Source organism: Rhizobium sp. SRI_017 (assembly GCF_057586295.1).
Genome location: NZ_JBYCZP010000002.1, coordinates 259,546 through 281,316, shown reverse-complemented (window position 1 = coordinate 281,316; position 21,771 = coordinate 259,546). Strand labels below are relative to the sequence as shown.

The 21,771-nt window shown below is 61.3% G+C and carries 20 protein-coding genes and 1 tRNA gene; 14 read left to right on the top strand and 7 right to left on the bottom strand.

The window, feature by feature from the left end; genetic code table 11:
• From AC2YI2_RS06155 to AC2YI2_RS06135, 5 genes are all read left to right on the top strand, one after another.
• The gene (locus AC2YI2_RS06155; RefSeq protein WP_487385559.1) at window positions 1-999 is read left to right on the top strand and encodes an ABC transporter permease; all 999 of its coding nucleotides are present in this window, start codon (window positions 1-3) and stop codon (window positions 997-999) included.
• The gene (locus AC2YI2_RS06150) at window positions 996-2,174 is read left to right on the top strand and encodes an ABC transporter permease (RefSeq protein ID WP_487385558.1); all 1,179 of its coding nucleotides are present in this window, start codon (window positions 996-998) and stop codon (window positions 2,172-2,174) included. Before AC2YI2_RS06155 ends, AC2YI2_RS06150 begins: the two co-directional genes overlap by 4 nt.
• 72 nt (window positions 2,175-2,246) lie before the next feature.
• On the top strand, window positions 2,247-3,458 hold the full coding sequence (locus AC2YI2_RS06145; protein ID WP_487385557.1) for a glycosyltransferase family protein: 1,212 nt from the start codon (window positions 2,247-2,249) through the stop codon (window positions 3,456-3,458).
• Between the two features lie 15 nt (window positions 3,459-3,473).
• Window positions 3,474-4,721 carry a glycosyltransferase family 4 protein gene (locus AC2YI2_RS06140; protein WP_487385556.1) on the top strand — a complete coding sequence of 416 codons (1,248 nt, stop codon included), beginning with the start codon at window positions 3,474-3,476 and terminating at the stop codon, window positions 4,719-4,721.
• Complete coding sequence (locus AC2YI2_RS06135) at window positions 4,703-5,854, top strand: glycosyltransferase family protein (RefSeq protein WP_487385555.1); 1,152 nt, start codon at window positions 4,703-4,705, stop codon at window positions 5,852-5,854. Before AC2YI2_RS06140 ends, AC2YI2_RS06135 begins: the two co-directional genes overlap by 19 nt.
• Here AC2YI2_RS06135 and AC2YI2_RS06130 read toward each other — a convergent pair whose 3' ends face one another.
• A complete protein-coding gene (locus tag AC2YI2_RS06130; protein ID WP_487385554.1) occupies window positions 5,855-6,532 on the bottom strand; it encodes a class I SAM-dependent methyltransferase in 678 nt (225 codons plus the stop codon).
• 274 nt (window positions 6,533-6,806) lie between these two features.
• Here AC2YI2_RS06130 and AC2YI2_RS06125 point away from each other — a divergent pair, with 274 nt between their 5' ends.
• From AC2YI2_RS06125 to AC2YI2_RS06095, 7 genes are all read left to right on the top strand, one after another.
• A complete protein-coding gene (locus tag AC2YI2_RS06125; protein ID WP_487385553.1) occupies window positions 6,807-9,524 on the top strand; it encodes an ABC transporter transmembrane domain-containing protein in 2,718 nt (905 codons plus the stop codon).
• Window positions 9,525-9,566: 42 nt separating this feature from the next.
• Window positions 9,567-10,028, top strand: coding sequence for a cyclic nucleotide-binding domain-containing protein (locus AC2YI2_RS06120; RefSeq protein WP_487385552.1), 462 nt, complete (start codon window positions 9,567-9,569; stop codon window positions 10,026-10,028).
• A 221-nt stretch (window positions 10,029-10,249) separates the two neighbouring features.
• Window positions 10,250-11,035, top strand: coding sequence for an MBL fold metallo-hydrolase (locus AC2YI2_RS06115; RefSeq protein WP_487385861.1), 786 nt, complete (start codon window positions 10,250-10,252; stop codon window positions 11,033-11,035).
• 139 nt (window positions 11,036-11,174) lie between these two features.
• Window positions 11,175-11,498: an ArsR/SmtB family transcription factor gene (locus tag AC2YI2_RS06110; RefSeq protein WP_487385551.1), complete on the top strand. Its 324-nt coding sequence runs from the start codon at window positions 11,175-11,177 to the stop codon at window positions 11,496-11,498.
• Window positions 11,495-11,995, top strand: coding sequence for a DUF1801 domain-containing protein (locus AC2YI2_RS06105; RefSeq protein WP_487385550.1), 501 nt, complete (start codon window positions 11,495-11,497; stop codon window positions 11,993-11,995). Before AC2YI2_RS06110 ends, AC2YI2_RS06105 begins: the two co-directional genes overlap by 4 nt.
• A gap of 45 nt (window positions 11,996-12,040) precedes the next feature.
• Window positions 12,041-12,451 (top strand): SRPBCC family protein, encoded by a 411-nt coding sequence (locus AC2YI2_RS06100; RefSeq protein ID WP_487385549.1) that lies wholly within the window; start codon window positions 12,041-12,043, stop codon window positions 12,449-12,451.
• Window positions 12,452-12,586: 135 nt separating this feature from the next.
• Window positions 12,587-12,814 carry a hypothetical protein gene (locus AC2YI2_RS06095; protein WP_487385548.1) on the top strand — a complete coding sequence of 76 codons (228 nt, stop codon included), beginning with the start codon at window positions 12,587-12,589 and terminating at the stop codon, window positions 12,812-12,814.
• A 31-nt stretch (window positions 12,815-12,845) separates the two neighbouring features.
• On the opposite strand, the gene AC2YI2_RS06090 is transcribed toward AC2YI2_RS06095, so the two are convergent.
• The 4 genes from AC2YI2_RS06090 to AC2YI2_RS06075 form a co-directional block, all read right to left on the bottom strand.
• Window positions 12,846-13,592 (bottom strand): polysaccharide deacetylase family protein, encoded by a 747-nt coding sequence (locus AC2YI2_RS06090; protein WP_487385547.1) that lies wholly within the window; start codon window positions 13,590-13,592, stop codon window positions 12,846-12,848.
• Window positions 13,592-14,683: a glycosyltransferase family 4 protein gene (locus AC2YI2_RS06085; RefSeq protein WP_487385546.1), complete on the bottom strand. Its 1,092-nt coding sequence runs from the start codon at window positions 14,681-14,683 to the stop codon at window positions 13,592-13,594. Before AC2YI2_RS06085 ends, AC2YI2_RS06090 begins: the two co-directional genes overlap by 1 nt.
• Window positions 14,680-16,698, bottom strand: coding sequence for a mechanosensitive ion channel family protein (locus AC2YI2_RS06080; RefSeq protein WP_487385545.1), 2,019 nt, complete (start codon window positions 16,696-16,698; stop codon window positions 14,680-14,682). Before AC2YI2_RS06080 ends, AC2YI2_RS06085 begins: the two co-directional genes overlap by 4 nt.
• 514 nt (window positions 16,699-17,212) lie before the next feature.
• Window positions 17,213-17,288, bottom strand: a tRNA-Ile gene (locus AC2YI2_RS06075).
• Window positions 17,289-17,434: 146 nt separating this feature from the next.
• Here AC2YI2_RS06075 and AC2YI2_RS06070 point away from each other — a divergent pair.
• Window positions 17,435-18,163, top strand: coding sequence for an SIMPL domain-containing protein (locus AC2YI2_RS06070; protein ID WP_487385544.1), 729 nt, complete (start codon window positions 17,435-17,437; stop codon window positions 18,161-18,163).
• A gap of 295 nt (window positions 18,164-18,458) precedes the next feature.
• On the opposite strand, the gene AC2YI2_RS06065 is transcribed toward AC2YI2_RS06070, so the two are convergent.
• Window positions 18,459-18,815 carry a hypothetical protein gene (locus tag AC2YI2_RS06065; RefSeq protein ID WP_487385543.1) on the bottom strand — a complete coding sequence of 119 codons (357 nt, stop codon included), beginning with the start codon at window positions 18,813-18,815 and terminating at the stop codon, window positions 18,459-18,461.
• A gap of 237 nt (window positions 18,816-19,052) precedes the next feature.
• Here AC2YI2_RS06065 and AC2YI2_RS06060 point away from each other — a divergent pair, with 237 nt between their 5' ends.
• Window positions 19,053-19,472, top strand: a complete 420-nt coding sequence (locus AC2YI2_RS06060) for an acyl-CoA thioesterase (protein WP_487385542.1) — start codon at window positions 19,053-19,055, stop codon at window positions 19,470-19,472.
• Window positions 19,473-19,553: 81 nt separating this feature from the next.
• Here the strand turns inward: AC2YI2_RS06060 and rpoD are convergent, their stop codons facing one another.
• The gene (rpoD, locus tag AC2YI2_RS06055) at window positions 19,554-21,614 is read right to left on the bottom strand and encodes an RNA polymerase sigma factor RpoD (RefSeq protein ID WP_487385541.1); all 2,061 of its coding nucleotides are present in this window, start codon (window positions 21,612-21,614) and stop codon (window positions 19,554-19,556) included.
• Window positions 21,615-21,771 lie beyond the last annotated feature (157 nt).

The window sequence follows — 21,771 nt, the reverse complement described above, 5'->3', positions numbered from 1 at the left end:
ATGCTGCGATATATCCTCTGGCGTGTCACCGTCATGATCCCGACGTTGCTGATCATTTCAGCACTGGTCTTCACCATCATCGAACTACCGCCGGGCGACTATTTCGAGAGCTATATCGCCGATCTGGCCGCGCAAGGCGAAGACGTCGACCTGCAGGAAATCGAACAGCTGCGCGCGGAATACGGTTTCGACAAGCCGCCCGTCATCCGCTACTTCTACTGGGTCGCCGGCATGCTACATGGCGACTTCGGCTATTCCTTCGAATACCAGCTTCCGGTGAGCGAGGTGGTCGGTGACCGGCTTTGGCTCACCATGCTGGTATCGTTTTTCACCATCATCTTCACCTGGGTCATCGCCTTCCCCATCGGCATTTATTCCGCAACCCATCAATACAGCTGGGGCGATTTCGGACTGACCTTCGTTGGGCTCATCGGCATTGCGATCCCGAACTTCATGTTCGCGCTGATCCTGATGTATTTCGCCAACATCTGGTTCGGCACGTCGATTGGGCACCTGATGGACGAGCAATTTCTCAACGCGCCGATGAGTTGGGCGAAAGCAAAATCAATCCTCGAACATATGTGGATCCCCGTCATCATCGTCGGCACGGCGGGCACCGCCAGCATGATTCGAAAGCTGCGCGCCAACCTGCTCGATGAACTGCAGAAACAATACGTCGTTACCGCGCGCGCCAAGGGTCTTCACCCGTTCAAGACGTTGATGAAATATCCGCTGCGCATGTCGCTGAATTTCTTCATCTCGGACATCGGCTCGATCCTGCCGGCGATCATCTCCGGCGCCGAAATCACAGCCATCGTGCTGTCTCTCGAAACGACCGGTCCGATGCTGATCAAGGCGCTGCAGAGCCAGGACATGTATCTCGCGGGCTCGTTTCTGATGTTCCTGGCCTTCCTGACTGTCATCGGCGTGCTGATCTCCGATATCGCGCTCGCCATCCTCGATCCGCGCATCCGGCTTCAGGGTGGGAGCACCAAATGACCCACGCTCCCCTGCCCGCGGCCGGCGCGCCGCTCGAACACTATGTCTCCGACGCGCCTTTCGATCCTTACTCGATCGAGAAGATGACGCCCGAACAGGAGCACGTCTTCCGTGCATCCCAGCTCCGGCTGACCTGGTGGAAATTCAAGCGCCACAGACTCGCCGTCGTCTCGGCGATCTTCCTGCTCCTGCTCTATTTCGTCATCGTCATCGTCGAGATTCTGGCGCCCTATAACCTGCATTCGCGCAATGTGGATTTCATTCACGCGCCGCCGCAGCGCGTACGCCTGTTCCATGACGGCAACTTCGTCGGGCCTTTCGTCTATGGCCGCGACATGACGCTCGACATGGACACGCTGAAGCGCAACTACGCGGATAACCCGAACAAGGTCGAGAAGCTCCGCTTCTTCTGCTCCGGCGACAAATACAAATTCTGGGGCATGTTCGAGAGCAGCTTCCATGTCGTGTGCCCAGCCGAGGGCGGTCAATTTTTCTTGATGGGAAGTGATCGGCTCGGCCGCGATGTCTTCTCGCGCTTGCTCTATGGCGCCCGCGTTTCATTGACGATCGGCCTGTTCGGCGTTGCCGTCAGCTTCGTTCTCGGCATTGTGATCGGCGGTCTGGCCGGATACCACGGCGGGTGGTTCGATCTTATTGTGCAGCGCATCATAGAGGTGTTACAGTCCATCCCTAGTATCCCCCTCTGGATGGCGCTCGCGGCCATCATGCCCGTCACCTGGAGTCCCATGCTGATTTACCTCGGCATTACCGCGATCCTCGGCTTGCTCGACTGGACCGGACTGGCCCGCGCTGTGCGCTCGAAGCTGCTCTCGCTGCGGGAAGAGGATTACGTGCTGGCGGCCCAACTGATGGGCGCCAGGTCCGGCCGCATCATCGGCCGGCATCTTGTGCCGGGCTTCATGTCGCACTTGATCGCCACCGCAACGCTGGCTATTCCAGGCATGATCCTCGGCGAAACGGCGCTCAGCTTCCTTGGCCTTGGCCTCCGGGCGCCGATCACCAGCTGGGGCATTCTGCTCACAGAGGCTAGGAGCGTCAGCGTAATTGCCTTCTATCCATGGCTGATGTTCCCAGTGATCCCAGTGATCCTGGTCATCCTTGCCTTCAACTTCCTCGGCGACGGTCTGCGCGATGCCGCGGACCCCTACAAGTAAAGCGGAGTTCGACATGCGGATGCGTAGAGAACTGATTTCCGTCATGCGTGCAACCAAGCCGGAGTGGCAGTCATGACTCGTCGAGTGGAAGACGCCCGTATCCTGATGTACAGCCACGACACGTTCGGCCTCGGCCATCTGCGCCGATGCCGCACGATCGCGCATGCACTCGTGGAAGACTATCGCGGGCTCGAAATCCTGATCATCTCGGGCGCCACGATCGCCGGCGCCTTCGACTACCGCGCGCGCGTCGATTTCGTGAAGATTCCGAGCGTGATCAAGCTGCGCAACGGCGAGTATGAATCGATGGAGCGTCACCGCGGCCTCGAGGAAACGCTCAAGATGCGCGAGTCGATCATCCGCCACACCGCCGAGACCTTCCAGCCCGACATCTTCATCGTCGACAAGGAGCCGATGGGCATGAAGGGCGAGGTCGAATCCACCCTCACCTATCTCAAGACCCGCGGCACGACGCTCGTTCTCGGCCTGCGCGATGTGATGGACGCCCCGCATCTGCTCGACGCCGAGTGGAAGCGCAAGAATGTCATGCCGAAGATCGCGCAATATTACGATCACATCTGGGTCTATGGTCCGCCGGATTTCTACGATCCGCTCGTCGGCTTGGAGGTTCCGGACTCCGTCCGCAACAAGATGAATTTCGTGGGCTTCCTGCAGCGAAGCGTACCGCGTGAAGAGACCACCTCGCGGCGGCCAGACAGCGATTACGTTCTCGTGACCACGGGCGGCGGCGGAGACGGTGCCGATCTCGTGCGCGACGTGCTCAACGCCTACAAGGAGGACCGCAGCCTAGACCACCGGGCGCTCGTTGTTCTCGGCCCCTACATGCCCGCCCGCAAACGGTTCAAGCTCACCCGCAAGGCATCAAGCCTGCCCTTTGTCGAGGTCATCGAATTCGACAACCGCATGGAAGAGCTCGTCGCCGGCGCCAAAGCCGTGGTCGCCATGGGCGGCTACAACACCTATTGCGAGATCCTCTCGTTCGACAAGCCGGCGTTGATCGTACCGCGTGTCCAGCCGCGCGAAGAGCAGTTGATCCGCGCCACCCGAGCGACCGAACTCGGCCTCGTCGACATGCTGCTCCCCGAAGAATCGGCCGACCCGATGCGTCTGGCCGATGCGCTTCGCCGCCTGCTCATCCGGCAGCCGCCGTCGGTGACGGCCCATGAGAGCATCCGCCTGGAGGGTCTGCCGCACATTTCGCAGATGGTCGGCCGGTTGCTCGACCGCCGCCATCCCGATCATCTCGCCGTCGTCAAGGGATGACGCTGGAGCTGTTGCTTGCCTGAACGCCGCAGAACCGCGATCGTGCTGAAGGGCTATCCGCGCCTTTCGGAAACCTTCATCGCACAGGAAATTCTTGGGCTCGAGCGCGCCGGTCTCGACCTCGTGCTCGTCGCGCTTCGCCATCCGACCGATACCAAGCGCCACCCCGTCCACGACGAGATCAAGGCACCTGTGCTCTATCTACCGGAATATCTGCATAAGGAGCCGCTGCGTGTTCTCAAGGCCGTCCTGAAGTGCCTGCCGCGATCTGGTTTCTGGAAGGCGATCGCGGCTGTCTCGCGCGATTTCTCGCATGATCGGACCCGCAACCGGATGCGCCGCTTCGGCCAGGCCGCTGTTCTGGCCGCCGAACTTCCGGAACGCGTCGGCTGGCTGCACGCGCATTTTATCCATACGCCCGCCTCGGCGACAGCCTATGCCAGTCTGATCACCGGCATTCCGTGGACCTGCTCAGCGCACGCCAAGGACATCTGGACGTCGCCGGACTGGGAACTGTCAGGCAAGCTGACCAGCAATCGCTGGACCGTCACCTGCACGCGCACCGGCTACGAGCATCTCCGCGATCTCGGCGGGGCCAATGCCAATGTCCATCTGAGCTATCACGGTCTGGACCTCGCCCGCTTTGGCCATTTCGAGGGCGAACACGCGCAGCGCAATGGCAGCGATCCAGATGATCCTGTCCGCATCGTCAGCGTCGGACGTGCTGTGCCGAAGAAGGGCTACGACATCCTGCTCAAGGCGCTCGCGCGGCTGCCGAAGGAACTCCACTGGCGTTTCGAACATATCGGCGACGGCGAGGTCATCAAGGCGCTGAAGGTTCAAGCCGGGGAGCTCGGCATCGCCGACCGGCTAGCATGGCGCGGCGCGATGGACCAGAAGGATGTTCTGGCGACCTACCGTGCCTCCGACATCTTCGCACTCGCCTGCCGCATCACGCCCGACGGCGACCGCGACGGCCTGCCGAATGTCATCGTCGAAGCCTGCAGCCAGGGGCTCGTCTGTGTCTCGACCACGATCTCGGGCGTACCTGAACTGCTGACGGATGGAGTCAACGGCAGGCTCGTACCGCCGGAAGATCCTGAGGCTCTGGCCGCAGTGCTCGAAGAACTGATCCGCAACCCCGGTCAGCGCCACGTCCTTGGTGCAGCCGCGGAAACGCGCGTCCGCTCCGATTTCGACTTCCATACCAGCATCGACCAGCTCGTCTCGCTCTTCGAAGCAGAATGGGAAAAGGCGTCGTGAGCGAGCAACCCCGCAAGATCTTCTTCTATGTCCAGCACCTGCTCGGCATCGGTCATCTGGCACGCGCGAGCCGCATCGCCGGCGCCGCGGCCCGACACGGCCTCGACATCACCGTCGTCACCGGCGGCGTGCCGGTCGAGGGCTTTCCCGCGCCTGAACTCAAACACATCGCCCTGCCGGCCATTGCATCCGGCGATGCCGGCTTCTCCGGCCTCGTGGACAGCGCCGGCCGTCCAGTCGACAAGGCCTTCGAGGCGATGCGCCGGGAAGCACTGCTCGACGCCTTTCGCCAGTCGAAACCCGATATCGTCGTCATCGAAGCTTTCCCCTTCGGCCGTCGACAGGTCCGCTTCGAACTGTTGCCGCTGCTTGACGAAATCATGGCCATGCCGGATCGTCCCTTGGTCGCCTGCTCGCTCCGCGATATTCTTCAGCAGCGCAGCAAGCCCGGCCGTGACGAGGAGAGCGTGTCGCTTGTCGAGCGCTATTTCGATCGCGTGCTGGTGCATGGCGATCCCGCCTTCGTGCGCCTTGAAGAGACGTTTCCGCTCGCGAGCGGCATCGCCGACAAGATCGTCTATACCGGCATGGTCAGTGCGCCGCCGCCACCTGCACCAAGCGAGACCTTCGATATCATCGTCTCAGCTGGTGGCGGCGCGGTCGGCGCAGGGCTGATCAAAGCGGCTGCCTCAGCCGCGCATCGATTGCCGGGCGACCTGCATTGGGCGCTGATATCAGGCCCGAATCTGCCTCAGGCCGACTTTGACGAGATCGAACGAACGAAGCCTGCAAACGCCGAGCTCTTCCGCTTCCGCCGCGATTTCGCGAGCTTGCTGACGGCGGCCAAAGTCTCGGTCTCGCAAGCCGGCTACAATACAGTCTGCGATATTCTGCGCGCCGGCTGTGGTTCGGTTCTCGTGCCCTTTACGACCGGGGGTGAGACGGAGCAGCACGTACGCGCAGAGCGGCTGCAGGCGAAAAGTCTCGCCTCGATCGTTGCAGAAGAGACCCTCACGGTCAACGAAATGACCACCGCGATCACCGCCGAACTCGCTGCCGGCCGCCGGCCAGAACATGGGCTCGATCTCGAGGGCGCGGACAGGACCGCCGAGATCCTCCGCGATCTCAGGTGATCAAACTGTCCCGATCAGCATGAAGCGTGTATATTTCTTCATCTTGAGACTGCCGGAAAAATCAAGCGTCGAGAGCTGCGCCTGCTCGGCGAAGGCCTCCAGCGAGGGCACGCAATTGATGTGGGTCGGCTCGCTGAAATAGTCGTTCGACTGCAGCATGACCCGTGCGCCCTTCGGCAGCAAGGCGAGCCAGGCTCGGAGGTCGGCAATGTGTTCGCAGCTCGTATTGACGATCAGGTCGGCACCCATCGCAGCATAGTCGAGCCCGTACATATCCGCCGTCACCGCCGAAAAGCGGTCCGCCCATTCCCGGTTTAGCGTTTCCGCGACAGCTCCGACCGCGGGATCGATGTCGTAGCTCGTGATGGCGCCGATCTCGAAGCGCGGATCATCGAACAGGATCGCCGCCAGGATTCCGTACCAGCCGCCGAGAAGCACGACCTTCTCCAACCTTCCACCGAGCGCCTCATGGAGTGAGTCCCGCGCCCACATCTTGCTGCCAATCTGCTTGTGGTTGAAAGCATTGCCGAGATCGGCGTCGGGATGCTTGCCAAGGACGCTGGCCAGTCCCTTCATCAGCGGGCTGCCCGTATAGGCGGCGACACCACGCATAAGGTCGAAAGCACTGTCGCGCCAATCGGTTGCGGAGGGCGGAGCGGGATGGATGGTGTTTGTCATGGCGCTGTTGTAGGCTGGCTCTCAAGGGAGCGCAAGCGATGCCGGAAGCTTGGGGAAGGAAGAAAGGCGGCATGGGACCAGCACATGACCGGGCGCGTTTGCGCCATGCCGTAGGGCCCGTGGAAGACCTTGCGCCGGCTCACAATTTTCTTGACTTCAGTCCATTTTTCGCGACCGTTCAAGGCCGACAGGCGGGCTTGGTTTTTGCGATCTGGCCTCCTATCTTCTGCTCGCCGGTCGTTCGCAAGCCGGTTTCCAATCCCAAGGCTTTTTGATGGAAAATCGCCTTTCCCGATACATCTGGACGCACACGAGGAAGCAGCAGCTTTACATCCTCTTCGTCGTAGCGATTTCGATGATCCCCTATTTCATGTCGTTCGATCTGCCCAAGCAGATCGTGAACGGCCCGATTCAGGGCAAGGGCTTCGATGATCCCTCGGCAACACAGACCTTCGGCGCGATCTCCTTTGATCTGCCGTGGATCGGCCAGCTCAACATTTTCGATGGCTTCGAACTCGGCCGCTTCGGCATGCTCTATGCGCTGAGCGGCGTGTTCCTCCTGCTGGTCGTTATCAATGGCCTCTTCAAGTACTACATCAACACCTACAAGGGCCGCCTCGGCGAACGGCTGCTGCGCCGCATCCGCTTCGAGCTGGTCGATCGGGTGCTACGCTTCCCGCCCGGACAGTTCAAGCGCGTCAAGGGCGCCGAAGTCGCCAGCATGGTCAAGGACGAGGTCGAGCCGCTCGGCGGGTTCACCGGTGAAGCCTTCGTCTCGCCTGCGCTGCTCGGCGGGCAGGCGCTGACGGCGCTTGTCTTCATCTTCGTCCAGAATCTCTGGCTCGGGCTGATCGCAGCCTTCATGGTGGGCATCCAAGGCTTCATCATTCCGCGTATGCGGCGGCGGCTTCTCATTCTCGGCCGCGAACGGCAGCTGACGGCCCGCGAACTTTCCGGTCGCATCAGCGAGATCTTTGACGGGATCGGGACGATCCGCAGTTACGACACCACGAACTATGAGCGAGCGGACATTGCCAGCCGGCTCGGACGGATCTTCAAGATCCGCTACGACCTCTACCAGTGGAAGTTCATGGTGAAGTTCATCAACAACTTCCTGGCCTCGGTCACGCCCTTCCTGTTCTACATCGTTGGTGGCTTTTTGGCGCTCAAGGGCCAGCTCGACGTCGGCCAGCTCGTCGCCGTCATCACCGCCTACAAGGACCTGCCCGGACCGCTCAAGGAACTGATCGACTGGGATCAGCTCCGCCAGGACGTGCAGGTAAAATACGTTCAGGTGGTCGAGCAGTTCAGCGTCGACAACATGATCGACAAGTCGGTGCAGGCGGTAAACGGCGAGGACTTGCCGCTGCGCGATGAGCCGATCTCGGCCGTCAATCTCTCGATCAGCGACGATTCGGGGGCGCGGCTGATCTCGAATGTCTCGATGCAGGTGAAGCCCGGCGAGACCGTCGGCGTCATCGGCACCGCCGCGGCTGGCGGTGAAGCCCTGGCGGATGCCTTCGGACGCGTTCTGTGGCCCGAGGCCGGCAAGCTCACCTTCGGTAGTGACGATATCCTCGCGCTTCCGGATTCGGTCATCGGCCGGCAGCTGACCTATGTGTCGGCCGAGCACTATCTCTTCCAGGGAACCCTGCTCGACAACCTGCTCTATGGCCTCAAGCATGCGCCGCTCAAAGCGGCAGAGTATGATGCCGAGCAGACGGATCACCGCAACTGGGAAATCCGCGAAGCCAAGCTCGCGGGAAATCCCGATCTCGACATTCATGGCGACTGGATCGACTACACGGCGGCCGGTGTCGAAGGGCCCGATATGATGCCCGGCGCGATCCGAGCGGCGCTCGACGCCGTCCAGCTCTCTCGTGACATATTCGAACTCGCGCTGCGTTCTGCAGTCGACACCAATGCCCATTCCGAATTTGCGGAAAACATCGTCCATCTGCGCGCAGCACTACGCGAAGCGCTGGAGAAGGAGGACCTCAGCAGTCTGGTCGTCCCCTTCGACCCCGAGACCTACAATACCGAGGCGACGGTGGGCGAGAACCTGCTTTTCGGCTCGCCGATCGGCCCGGAGTTCGCGGGTTCCGCAATCGGCAAGAATGCCTATTTCCTCGGCGTAGCGATGCGTTCCGGCATCGACCGCGAGCTCTACGGGATGGGCATGGAGATTGCCGAAAACGCGGTCGATCTGTTCAGCGACCTGCCGCCGGACCATCCCTTCTTCCAGCAGCTTACCTTCATGACCGCTGACGATATTCCGCAGTATCAGTTGCTGCTGCAGAAGCTGAAGGGCCGGCCCTTCGAGGATGTCGCCATTGAGGACCGGGTCCGAATCATCCGGTTGAGCTTCCTCTATGTCGAACCCCGGCACCGTTTTGGCCTGCTGACGCCAGAGCTGATGGCGAAGGTTGTCGCGGTCCGCAAGGAATTCCATGCCGGCATGCCCGATACGCTCAAGGGCGCAATCGAGCGGTACGATCCTCAGCGTTTCACCGCATCGGCCACGTTGCTCGACAATGTGCTCTTCGGCCGTATCAGTCACAAATACACCGATGGTTCGGAGCGCATCCGATCAATCATTCTCGACCTTCTCAAGGCGCAGGACCTTTACGAGAACGCGCTTGCCATCGGCCTCGGCTACAATGTCGGCGTCGGTGGCCGCCGCCTGACATCCGTGCAGCGACAGAAACTCGGCATGGCCCGTGCTGTCATGCGCCGGTCGATCCATTATATTTTCAACAGGCCGCTGCCGAGCCTCGACCATCGCGTACAGCAAAAGATCATTGCCAGCACGCAGGAACTGATCCGCAAGCGTGATGCCAACGCATCCATCGTTTGGGTGCTGAGCAGCGCCGAACTGGCGGGCATGTTCGATCGCATCCTCGTCTTCGACAAGGGCAAGCTCGCCGCGGATGGCAGTCACTCGAATCTTGTTGAAAAAAGCGCTATCTTTAAAGAACTTGTATCCGGATAGTCACATCACGCGACTATCAGGAGCAAAACGAACTGGACGACTTTGATGCTCAAGGATGAAGTACAGACATTGCGGCAGGTGCCATTGTTCGCCGGGGTCGCCCCCGCCAAACTGAAGCTGCTTGCCTTCGCCTCGGACCGCGTCAGCTATCGTCCCGGCGAGATCCTTTTTCGTCAGGGCGATCCTGGTGATGCGGCTTACGTCATCCTCGAAGGCAAGGCCGATATTCTCGCCGAATCGAATGGCAGCCTGATCAAGATCGCCGAGCTGGCCGACAATGCGATTGTCGGCGAAATCGCCATCCTCTGTGACGTCTCGCGCACCGCGACCGTCAAGGCCTCCGGCCCGCTCGAAGCACTCCGCATCCGCAAGGACGTTTTCCTGAACCTTCTTGCCGACTATCCCGACATGATGTTCGAGATCCTGCGTTCGCTCGCCCAGCGCCTGACCCGGACAACATCCGAGCTGACCGAAGCGCGTGCCCAGATAAAGAGCGCAAGCTGAGTTCTCCCCGCGCAAAATACGAAGCTCCCGATTCGTCCGTGGTATCCCCCTTGCGCGCGGTTACCAAATATGGCGAAACTTCGACCTGTTCAAAAATCGGACTCAGCGTTTGCGTGATTTCCGTATATTGAGAACGTGACGTGCGGCGGGCAGTATCGGTCCGTCGGGCGGAAGGGAGCAGACGGGTGTTTCGAGTGCATTGTTGGGGCGTGCGGGGCAGTTTGCCCGTGTCCGGCTCCGAATTCCAGCGATATGGCGGCAATACCTTCTGCATTGAGGTTCAATGCGGCGAGAACCGATTGCTGTTCGACGCTGGCTCCGGCCTCCACCCGGCCGCACGCGCAATGATGAGCGAGGGCGTGAAGAACTACAATCTCTTCTTCACCCATTGTCACTACGACCACATTATCGGCCTGCCCTTCTTCTATCCCATCTACATGCCCGGCAACCGCATCCAGATCTGGGCCGGTCATCTCGGCGACACGATGACGACGCGCGAAATGATGGATTCTTTCATCCAGCCGCCATGGTTTCCTGTGCGCATGGAAATGTGCCGTTCCAAACTGGAATTCCACGACTTTAGCGCCGGCGATACGCTCGATATCGCGCCGGGCCTGGCGCTGCAGACGCGGCCCCTGAATCATCCCGGCAACTCGACCGGATACCGGATCGAATGGGAAGGCAAGACCTTCGCTCTCATCAGCGACACCGAGCATGTCCCCGGCGCGCCCCTCGATGAAAACGTGCTGCGCCTCATCGAGGGCGCCGATCTTTTTCTCTACGACTGCATGTATGTCGACTCGGAAATGGAGAAGCATCGCGGCTTCGGCCATTCGACCTGGACGCATGCGATCCGTCTCGCCCAGGCTGCCGGCGCGAGGAAAGTCGGCTTCGTCCATCACTCGCCGCTGCGCAACGACGACGAGCTCGACGAGATTGCCCGCGAGGCCGCAAAGGTCATGCCGGGGGCCTTCCCCGTGGCCGATGGCACCGTCTTTCACCTCTAGAAGTCCTCTGATTTCACATCGCCAAGGCCGTCATATTCGTGGCGCGGCGAACCATTTGCGCCAGCGATAACAAACGGGTTGACTCATTCATATCTCACTGGTTATAGGTTAAATCCATAGCCAGCGAGTTATACGTCTAATGCAATACGCCCGCGACACGCTCTTCCGCACGCTAGCCGACCCGACCAGGCGCGCACTGTTCGAGCGGCTTTGCCGTGAGGGTGAGCAAACCGTCGGAGCACTGACGGCTTATGCGGGCGTATCCCAGCCGGCGGTCTCGAAGCATCTTGGAGTATTGAAGCAGGCCGGGCTGGTGCTTGACCGCCCAGAGGGCCGCCTCACGCATTACAGCGCCGTGGTCGCCGCGCTTTCGCCCTTGATCGACTGGACCAGCGAAATGACCGGCTTCTGGGAAAATCGTTTTGATCGTCTGGAAGACCTGCTGAACAGGATGGACCAATGACCGAAAATGCAACCGCCAAGACCAAGCAGCCCTCCCGATCCGCCGCGAAGTCAGGCAAACCGGCATTGGAGTCGCATACGACGGCCGGCGAGAAGCCAGTCGTGTTGCTGTCCGGCGGCAATCCTCAGATCCCCAAGGGCTATGGCGACGAGCCTGTGCAAGCCTATATCGCTGCCATGCCAGACTGGAAACAGGAAGTCGGCCGGCGCCTCGACGAGATCATCGTGCGAACGATTCCCGACGTGCAGAAAGCCGTAAAGTGGAACACGCCGTTCTATGGCCTCGATGGCAAGCACTGGTTCCTGGGTTTCCACTGCATCACCAAATACGTCAAGGTTGCCTTCATGCAGGGCGCGTCGCTCGATCCGAAACCACCGGGCACGTCGAAGCAGAAGGATGTGCGCTATCTCGATATCTATGAAAATGACGAGATCGACGAGGCGCAGTTTGCCGTTTGGGTCAAGCAAGCAAGCCTGCTGCCCGGCGAAAAGCTGTAGCCTATCTAGCCCCAGAACATTTCGAAGAGAGCCAGGCCCGTACTGATGAATGTGAATTCCACAGAAACGCGCTCCGTCGTCGTCGAGCGTGACTTTCCGCATCCGCCGGAGAAGATCTGGCGTGCGCTGACCCAGCCCATGCTGATCGAGGAATGGCTGATGAAGAACGACTTCGAGCCCGTCATTGACCACCGGTTCAGCCTGCGTGCCGATTGGGGCCATGTCGACTGTCAGGTGCTGGCCGTCGAGCCGCACCGGACGCTGTCCTACACATGGGGCGATACCCGCCTCAAAAGCATCGTGACCTGGACCCTGACGCCCACTGGCAAGGGCACGCGGCTCTCGATGGAGCAGACCGGCTTCCGGCACGATCAGCCACGCTACTTCCAGGGCGCGACTGCGGGATGGCCCAAGTTCCTCGACAGCCTCGAGCAGGTTCTGGAGCGAATGGCCTGAACCCGGGCGACGCTCCGAATGCAACAGCTTGGCATCTGCCGGTCATCGCAGCAGCCGGCGGAACGTCTGCTTTATTCTCGAATGTTGCGTGAAGACGGCGCCAGGCGGCCCGCATGTCCTGAGGAGGAAGTACATATGAACAGATGGATACGGCAGATTCACCGCTGGCTGTCGATAGTCTTTACGATCGGCATGATAGCCAACATTTTCAACATCTTCGTAATGGGCCAGGAACAGCCGGCCGTCTGGGTCGGCCTGATGGCGCTGATCCCGCTCATCCTGCTGTTGCTGAGCGGGCTGTACCTGTTCGCCCTGCCCTATATTGCGCGAGGCGGCAGCCGGCGGGCCACACCGGCCGAGTAGGAGCATAGTGAGGGGCAATCGGGGCGCCGGATCATGGCGCGTCTAATAGCTCACCAAGACCACACCAGCGGCAGGCCGGATGGCCCGCCGTTGCCGCAAGGATCTCGTCGATGAATGTCCAGGCAGCCTCGTCATGCACGAGGTGATGGGTCAGCAGGCCCATCGTGCCGCCGCTACCCTCCATCTCGCCGAGCCGCTTGATGATATTGGCCACGATATCGGCGGTCGGCCGGCAGCCACGCGTGCCGTGCCAATCCATGATGTCGGCATGCGTGTTGACAACGGTCAGGGCGCCCGCTTGTTCGGGACCGAAGACCGAAAGGCCGCTGATTCCGATATCGGCAAGGTGCGGGAGCAGGGTGTTGTCGATCCGGTTCCACGGCGGGACGAGCACGGGCACGAACTGCGCGCCGAACAGCGCGCCTAGACTTTGGACGCCCCTCGCGAGTTCATCGAGCACGACATCCGCTGCCCGATGCGGTCCGAGCTCCTGCTTTTTCTTGTCTGGTGGCGCATAGTTCTCATGCGACCAGCCGTGCAGTGCGACCTCGACGCTGTCCCTTCCACGGAGGGACGCCGCCAGCGCCTCACCGGCATGCGCCGGTATGACCGCCAATATCGCCGGCACGTGATGTCGATCGCAAAGATCCAGCAGGCGCGCCAGAGCAGGCGTCGGCTCCACGGCATCGTCATCCCGGAGCCAGAAGCGCGCGACGCGTCCTTCGGCCTGCCATGTATCGAGGGTGGAAATAAGGGGCACCCAATCCGCCTTGCGCATCACGTCAGACCTGTAAATTCATGGATGATGGACATGAGCCGCTGCGATCCCGCCTCGAGCGACCGTTCGTCTCTTACGAAATCGCGTGCACCCCTTGCAAGCCGGGACCGTTCCTGCTCGTCCGACAAGAGCCGGCGGATCGCTCCGGCATAGGCCGCAACATCGCCCGCTGGCGTGAGAATGCCCGTGCGTCCGTGGATGACCACCGACGGCACGCCTGCAATCTCCTGCGCGATGACCGGAAGCCCAGCCGCTTCTGCCTCGAGATAGGCCAGCCCGTAGGCCTCTCCCACGCCCGGCCAGAGATAGACGCTGCTCCGAGCGAGGAGACGTGCGATCTCTTCCTGGCCCAGCTGACCGTGCCAGACCATCCGCTCCGCCGGAATGCTGCCAAACAACGCCTCGACCTCCGCCCGCACCGGGCCGTCGCCAACGACCGAAAGCGACCAGACCGTGTCCTTCATCTCCGCCAGCGCCGCCGCCAGCATCTTGTAACTGTCGAGTTTGTCGCCGGGCCGCATCATCGCCACGGTGACAAGCCACCCCCGCTCTGGCTCAGGCCTATGCACGAGAAAAGGCGCTGCGTCGAGGAACGGCGGAAGGATGGCCGTGCGCGCGGCAGGGAAGTTGGCGAGCAGTCCGTCACGATCGCGCTCGGTCATGGAAATGTTGACGGAGGCCGCCTCGACAGCGCCGGCGACGAAAGCCTGCATGTCCCGCCACCCGCTCTCGTTCCGGCGCCGCGAATAGGACGCCTCCACCGTCACGTAAGGGATAGCGAAGCTGCGAGACAGCGCCGGCCCGACCAGATCCGGCGCCTTGTAATAGGGATGGTAAGCGAAGAAGAGATCCGGCACGCCATGACGCCGCCAGCCCGCAGCAATTCGTGAGAGCTCTGTCTCAGCCTGAGCCCTCAATTCCGCCAACCCGTCTACCGGCGGCGCCTTGCGGAACGAGCGGAATTCCGAGACGACCTCGACATCCGCCCCCCCCAGCTCCAGCGCCTGGATGAGGAGCCGCGCCATCAGGCGATCGCCCGACGGCACTGGATGGCCCGGCGGCTTGATCGGCGAATAAAAGGCTACCTTCATTGTGGATTTTGCTGGGTTTGCAGCGCTGCCTCGGCCGCCGCCTTCTGCTTCTGGGCAAGATGGGCGGCAGCGGCCACATCGCCCTTGTCGTCGCCACCGACCTGTACGGTCGGCTGGGCAAAGTTGATACCGTTTTCCGCAAAGGATTTCCGGATCATCGCATAGGCGCGGCGGCGGATCATCGACTGGTTGCCGGGCTTTGCCGTGAAGGCGAAGCTCAGCTCGATGCCATATTCACCGATCTCCTCGACGCCCTTCATCTTGACAGTCTCGATGATCAGCGGACCGAGCTCCTCGTCTTCCCGGAGTTCCGCGCCGATGGTCTTGGTCAGCTTCTTTGCCTTGGCGATATCGGTATCGAACGCCACCCGCAGCCTGAACTTGTCGATTACCCAGTCACGGCTCATGTTCTGAACGGCCCCCAGCACGCCGAAGGGCACGGTGAAGACCGGCCCGCGGTGATGCCGCAGTCGCACCGAGCGCAGGCTGAAGGATTCGACCGTGCCCATATAGCTGCCACTCTGGATATATTCCCCAACGCGGAAAGCATCGTCCATAAGGTAGAACACGCCCGAGATCACATCCTTGACCAGCGTCTGCGAACCAAATCCGATCGCAACACCAACGACCCCGGCGCCGGCGACCAACGGCCCGATCTCGACGCCGAGCTCGGCCAATACCATCAACGCCGTCACTACGAGCAGCGTCGCTGCAAGCGCGTTCTGGAAGATCGGCAGCAATGTGCGCAGCCTTGCGCGTCGCGCGGCCTCTTCGCTCATATCATGCTCCTGCCCGCCCGCGACCGTGGCGAGCTTGCGGCTGATCGCAGCCTTGGCCAGCGCCCAACCGAGATCGGCGATCAGCATGACGATCACGCTCTTGAGCAGCCCGAGGAAGATCGAGTCGAATACCGTGTTGCCGTCGCCCAACGCACGCGGATTGATCTGCCACACGACCGAGAGCCAGGCCACGGCAAGGCCGATCACGACGGCCCTGACGCCACGCACGAGAAGAACCGTAGGAATGCTCGTCTCCGCATCGCCAGGCCAGCGGGTCGCGGCAAAGGCGCGCGCCAGGCGGTCGATCGCCGGCAAAAGTTTCGGCAGCATCACGGCATAGAGAAGTGCCCAGAACAGCAGCAAGAGACCCGAAACCCATATCAGCCAAAGCGCCACTAGGCCCAGAATCTTGAAGAGCCTCATTCGGAAGGTCTGCTCTGTCGGGCTGGTGATGACGGCTTCGATGCTGATCGCCAGCAGGATGAGCGACCCAAAGACGGCGAGGACGCGCAGCACATCCTGATCGACCGAAAACGCCCGCGCGATCCCGATCGTTGCCAGCCCGAACACGAATACGGCCGCGAAGGCGACGATGCGGCGAAATCGGTGCCGGCTCAAGCTCCCCACCGAGAGCGCCATGGCATGCAATGCGACGATGATGCGAAAGGCGATTGCCGCAACGAGATAGTGCACGATGACCGTGTCGAAGGCCGGCGGCCAGTCGAAAGAGAAAAACACCACGGCCGAGACAATTGCGAAGACCAGAAGCGGCCCGATCTGCCCGACCGCCTGGGCGACTACGGGAGAAACCGAGGCGGTCGCCGTGCGAAACAGCCTTCGCGACTGCCACTCGCCGACCAGCGCGATCAGCACGATACCGACGATAATAAGCCCAGGCGGCGGCAGTCCCCGCTCCTTCGCCTCCGCCAGCACACGGCCTATGACGCCGGCAACAGCTGTGGGCGTCTGCGGAAATGCCGCGACAAGAGATCGGAACCGACCGCGGAGATCCAGTCCCACCGCATGGAGATCCACACTTGCAGAGGACTCGGTTTTGGTCGCCTGCACCTGCTTCTGCTGGCTTTCGATCCAGGCCTTGACTTCGGGGTCGCTCATCAGCTTGACGAGTTCCGATATCTTCTCCGACGGCGGCGGCGCTGTCTCAGCACGCACAGACAGGCCGAAAGCGACCGCGAACAGGCACGCCAGTACCATCGTGAAAAAGCCGCGCCGCATGAATGCCCTCAAGAATCCCACCCAATGCCAGCCGGATAACACACCAGCCGGCCATTTTCGCGTACTCTATCGCGAGTCATTGGAAGAAGAAACCGCTGACCATTCGGGCCATTTCCCGGTGCCGCCACTGGGCTTTTCAAGGTCTCCATGTGGCTGCAGCCAAGGCACGTTCCAGCAGCTGCCGGCGGAGCCGGTGACGTGTCTCCGCCGGCACAACAACTGCTTCGGACAGCTGCTGCTTCGGCCACAATGGGGCCGCAAGACCGCAACGCGGGGGATGCGGGTGGGTTCCCGTAAGGATGGGCGGAGGATTTCGGACGGATATGATTGTCGGCCGCCACTTACGCGCGGCTTCAATTTCTCGATTTCGCTACCATGACGGCCAAACACGTCGCTCGAAGCGAACCTTGCTTCAAGAATGCAAAATCGCGCGTCCGGCTACGATGGAAAAGTCCAGAGGTTCGTGGGAAAAGTCCGACCTTGCGCGACCGGCTACATACGCGAATAAGGAATTTGGTGGGCCCGGAGGGACTCGAACCCCCAACCAAGCGGTTATGAGCCGCCGGCTCTAACCATTGAGCTACAGGCCCGCGCAGCCCGGGTCCGGGCGGCATGCAATGGTTCGGTGGTCGGGCTCTAGCGGAATTTTTCCACCCCGGCAAGCGGCCGCCGCAAAAGGCGCACAATCGGTTGCGAGCACTGCTTGAGACAATCCGTCGAACAAAAAGGTTCCGCCATGCGCTTCGTCCGCCTTCTCGCCGTCACGCTCGTTGTCGCCACGGCGCTGACACCCCTTGTCCTTTCTGCCCAGGAGCGCGACCGCAAGGAACCAGCCATCGTCGTCAACGGCGTAGGCGATGCGGCGATCGCGCCCGATCTCGCGATCATCTCGCTCGGTGTCGCCGAGACGCGAAAGACGGCGCGAGAGGCGCTCGATGTCGCCAATGCCGCGATGAGCGCGGTCATCGACGCGCTGAAGAAGCAGGGCATTGCGCCGCGCGACCTGCAGACATCAGGCCTTTCGATCCAGGCGCAGTACAACTATCCGCAGAACGAGGATGGCACGCCGAAACCGCCTGTTCTGACCGGCTACATGGTCTCGAATACGTTGACTGTGCGCATCCGTGATCTCGCCAAGGTCGGCGCCGTTATCGACCAGGCGGTGACGCTCGGCGTCAATCAGGGTGGCGATATCCGCTTCACCAATGTGGATGCGGCAAAGACCGTGACCGAAGCACGGACGGCGGCGGTGAAAGATGCCATCGCCAAGGCGCAGACGCTCGCCGATGCCGCCGGCGTCAAGCTCGGCCGCATTCTCGAGATCACAGAGTCGAGCCATACCGAGGACCCGCGTCCGCTGATGAGTGCGCGTATGGCAAAGCAGGCGGAGGACGCCGTACCGGTTGAAGCCGGTGAGAACAGTTACTCGGTCAATGTGAACGTGACTTTCGCCATCGATCAGTAAATGGGCCTGTCGGCCGTTGGCCCGCGTCCTCGGCCGTGCTCCGACCATGCTGCACGGCGTGGATGCATGTCGCAGCGATCATGATCCTCGACCCTCTGGAGGGAGCGACGGCTGAAACACAGTTCCCAAAAAGAGGCGGGCCGGTTCACTTCTCAGTGAACCAGCCCTCGGGCAGGGTAAGACACCACTCAACATCCCTGCCCTTTCGGTCGAGCCCTTCAGATGAGATCATGAAGGGCGGACTCTCCGCTGCTCCGGGGGGACGGCCTTGCAGCGAACGCGACCGGATCAGCCTTTAGAGGCGCGGGCAGCCGCGGACATTGGCGAAGGAAACCTTGGCCCAGCTGCCATGAGCCTTGCCGGATACGACCACGCGGTTCGGACCGATATGGCTGATGGCAACCTTGTTGAGGCCATTGCGCGATGCCTTGGCGAGCGCAAGGCCCGGCTCGCAGCGGCCGTAACCCTTCTTGATCACGATGACCGGGGCGGGTTTCACGATGAAAACCCTCGGCGCCGGCTTGACGATGACATGCGGGGTCTTGATCTTGACATTGACGTCGACGCCACCGGCCTGTGCGGGGGCGGTCATGCCAAACGCACCGATAGCAACGGCAGCGGCAATGGCAATCTTGGTCACGATGGAAGTCATTTTACACTCTCCTGAAACTCTGTCCTGCTTCGCCGGGTGGTCGGGTTTTCGTTCCACCCCGAAGCGTTGAGATGACAATAGGATCGAGCGGCTGAACGGATTTGGAACCAGGTGTTCATGCATGGTTCATCGCGGTAAATTTCCGTTAGCAGACACGCACCGAAGGCGATGACTTGTCTTTGCCGGATGTGCTAGTTTGCTGATATTTCAAGGAAACACACTAAGGACCAGCACACGATGGCCGCCTGCTTTTCGACCGACCGCATGCTCAATTTCGGTGACTGCGACATTTCGGGGACCGCCTACTATCCTTCATATCTCAATCTCCTCAACGGCGTCATCGAGGAGTTCTGGACCTGGATGGGCTATCCCTGGCATGAAATTATCTGGAACGAGCGCTGGGGCACGCCCACGGTCCACCTGACCTGCGATTTCTCCAAGCCTTCCTTCTTCGGCGAAAAGTTGACCTTCGCGCTGACCGTGACGCGCGTCGGGCGCTCGTCGGTGACGATCGAACACACGGTACGCTGCGGCGACCAGGATCGCTGGTCGGGCCATCAGGTACTGGCGGCGAGCCGACTCGACGAGCATATTTCGATGGCCTGGCCGGAAAACGTCAAGGCAAAGCTCGAGAGCTTCCTCACCGCGCCCGCCTGAAGGCCTTTCGGCATTTTGGACCAAGATCACACAAAAATGGCGGCCCATGGCCGCCATTTTCACATTCAGGGTCTGGGTGCCTCAGCTGTCGAGGAAGCTGCGCAGCTTCCTGGAGCGGCTCGGATGCTTGAGCTTGCGCAGCGCCTTGGCTTCGATCTGGCGGATACGCTCGCGGGTGACCGAGAACTGCTGGCCGACTTCCTCGAGCGTGTGGTCAGTGTTCATGCCGATGCCGAAGCGCATGCGCAGCACGCGTTCCTCGCGCGGGGTGAGCGAGGCGAGCACGCGGGTGGTCGTCTCGCGCAGGTTCGCCTGGATCGCTGCATCGATCGGCAGCAGTGCATTCTTGTCCTCGATGAAGTCGCCGAGATGCGAATCCTCTTCGTCACCCACGGGAGTTTCGAGCGAAATCGGCTCCTTGGCGATCTTCAGCACCTTGCGCACCTTTTCGAGCGGCATGGCGAGCTTTTCTGCCAGTTCTTCCGGCGTCGGCTCGCGACCGATCTCATGCAGCATCTGGCGCGAGGTTCGGACGATCTTGTTGATCGTCTCGATCATATGCACCGGAATGCGGATGGTACGGGCCTGGTCGGCGATCGAGCGGGTGATCGCCTGCCGGATCCACCATGTCGCATAGGTCGAGAACTTGTAACCGCGGCGGTACTCGAACTTGTCGACCGCCTTCATCAGGCCGATATTGCCTTCCTGGATCAGGTCGAGGAACTGCAGGCCGCGGTTGGTGTACTTCTTGGCGATCGAGATCACCAGGCGAAGATTGGCTTCCACCATCTCCTTCTTGGCGATGCGCGCCTCGCGCTCGCCCTTCTGCACCATCTGCACGATGCGGCGGAATTCGGTGATCGAGATGCCGGTTTCGCTGGCGAGGTTCTGGATCTCCTGGCGGAGGTCCTTGATCGTCTGGTTCTCGCTCTTGGAAAAATCCTTCCAGCCGCGGCCGGAGAGATTGCCGATCGACTTCATCCAGTTCGGATCGAGCTCGGCGCCCATATACTGGTTGAGGAACTCGTCGCGCGCGACGCCGAAGCTCTCGGCGAGACGCAGCAGCTTGCCCTCGTTCTGCACCAGGCGCTTGTTGATCTCGTAGAGCTGCTCGACCAGGCTGTCGATGCGGTTCTGGTTGAGCGACAGCGACTTGACAGCCGTGATCAGTTCGTCCTTGAGCTCCTTATAGCGGCGCTCCTGGGCGGGCGACAGCGTGGCGGAGGCGGCAAGGCGGGCTTCCACCTGCTGGTCCTGCAGCTTGCGCAGCTTCTTGTAGGTCTCGGCGATCTGGTCGAGGGTCTCCATCACTTGCGGACGGAGTTCCGCTTCCATCGCGGCGAGCGAGAGGTTGGATTCGTCTTCGTCCTCTTCCTCTTCCTCCGTCGGCAGGCCTTCGCCGCCGACATTGGTGATGTCGTCGTCGTCGCTGCCGCCACGGCGTATCCTGCGGGCCGTTTCCTTCTCTTCAGCCGCCTTGCGGTCGGCTTCGATCTTCTCGGGCGACTGGAACTGCGGTGCCGCCTTGGCTTCCGGGCCGGAATAGGTGGTTTCGAGGTCGATGATCTCGCGGAGCAGCGTGGTGCCTTCGTTGAGCTCATCACGCCAGATGATCAGCGCCTGGAAGGTCAGCGGGCTCTCACAGAGGCCCTGGATCATCGTCTCGCGGCCGGCCTCGATGCGCTTGGCGATCGCGATTTCGCCCTCGCGCGAGAGCAGTTCGACGGAACCCATCTCGCGCAGATACATGCGCACCGGATCGTCCGTGCGATCGGTCGGTTCTTTCTTCTTGGTCGTGGCGACGGCCGTGCCGGAGGAGACCGCGATCTCGCCACCTTCGGACTCGTTGTCGGAATCCGTGTCGGTGTCGGTGTCTTCCTGCGCCTGCTCCTCGACGTCCTCATCCTCGACGACATTGATGCCCATGTCGGACAGCATCGCCATCGTGTCTTCGATCTGTTCCGACGTGACTTCCTCGGAAGGCAGCACGGCGTTCAGTTCGTCCATGGTCACATAACCGCGCTTCTTGGCGGCCTTGATCATCTTCTTGACGGCGTCATCAGAAAGGTCCAGAAGCGGGCCATCGGGTGCGCTTTCGCGTTCGGTTTCCGCTTCTTCGTTTTCTTTGACTTTGGTTGCCATATTCCGCGACTTTCTTTACGCCAAGGACGGTTGCGATGCTGTAAGGCCCAAGGTCACCTCGGCCAGACGAATCGACTGCGTCGAACTAACAGGATGACGGATTAAGAGCCGATTAATCGCCAGGCGCCGCTTAAGCAAAGCGACGCTTTCCTGGCGC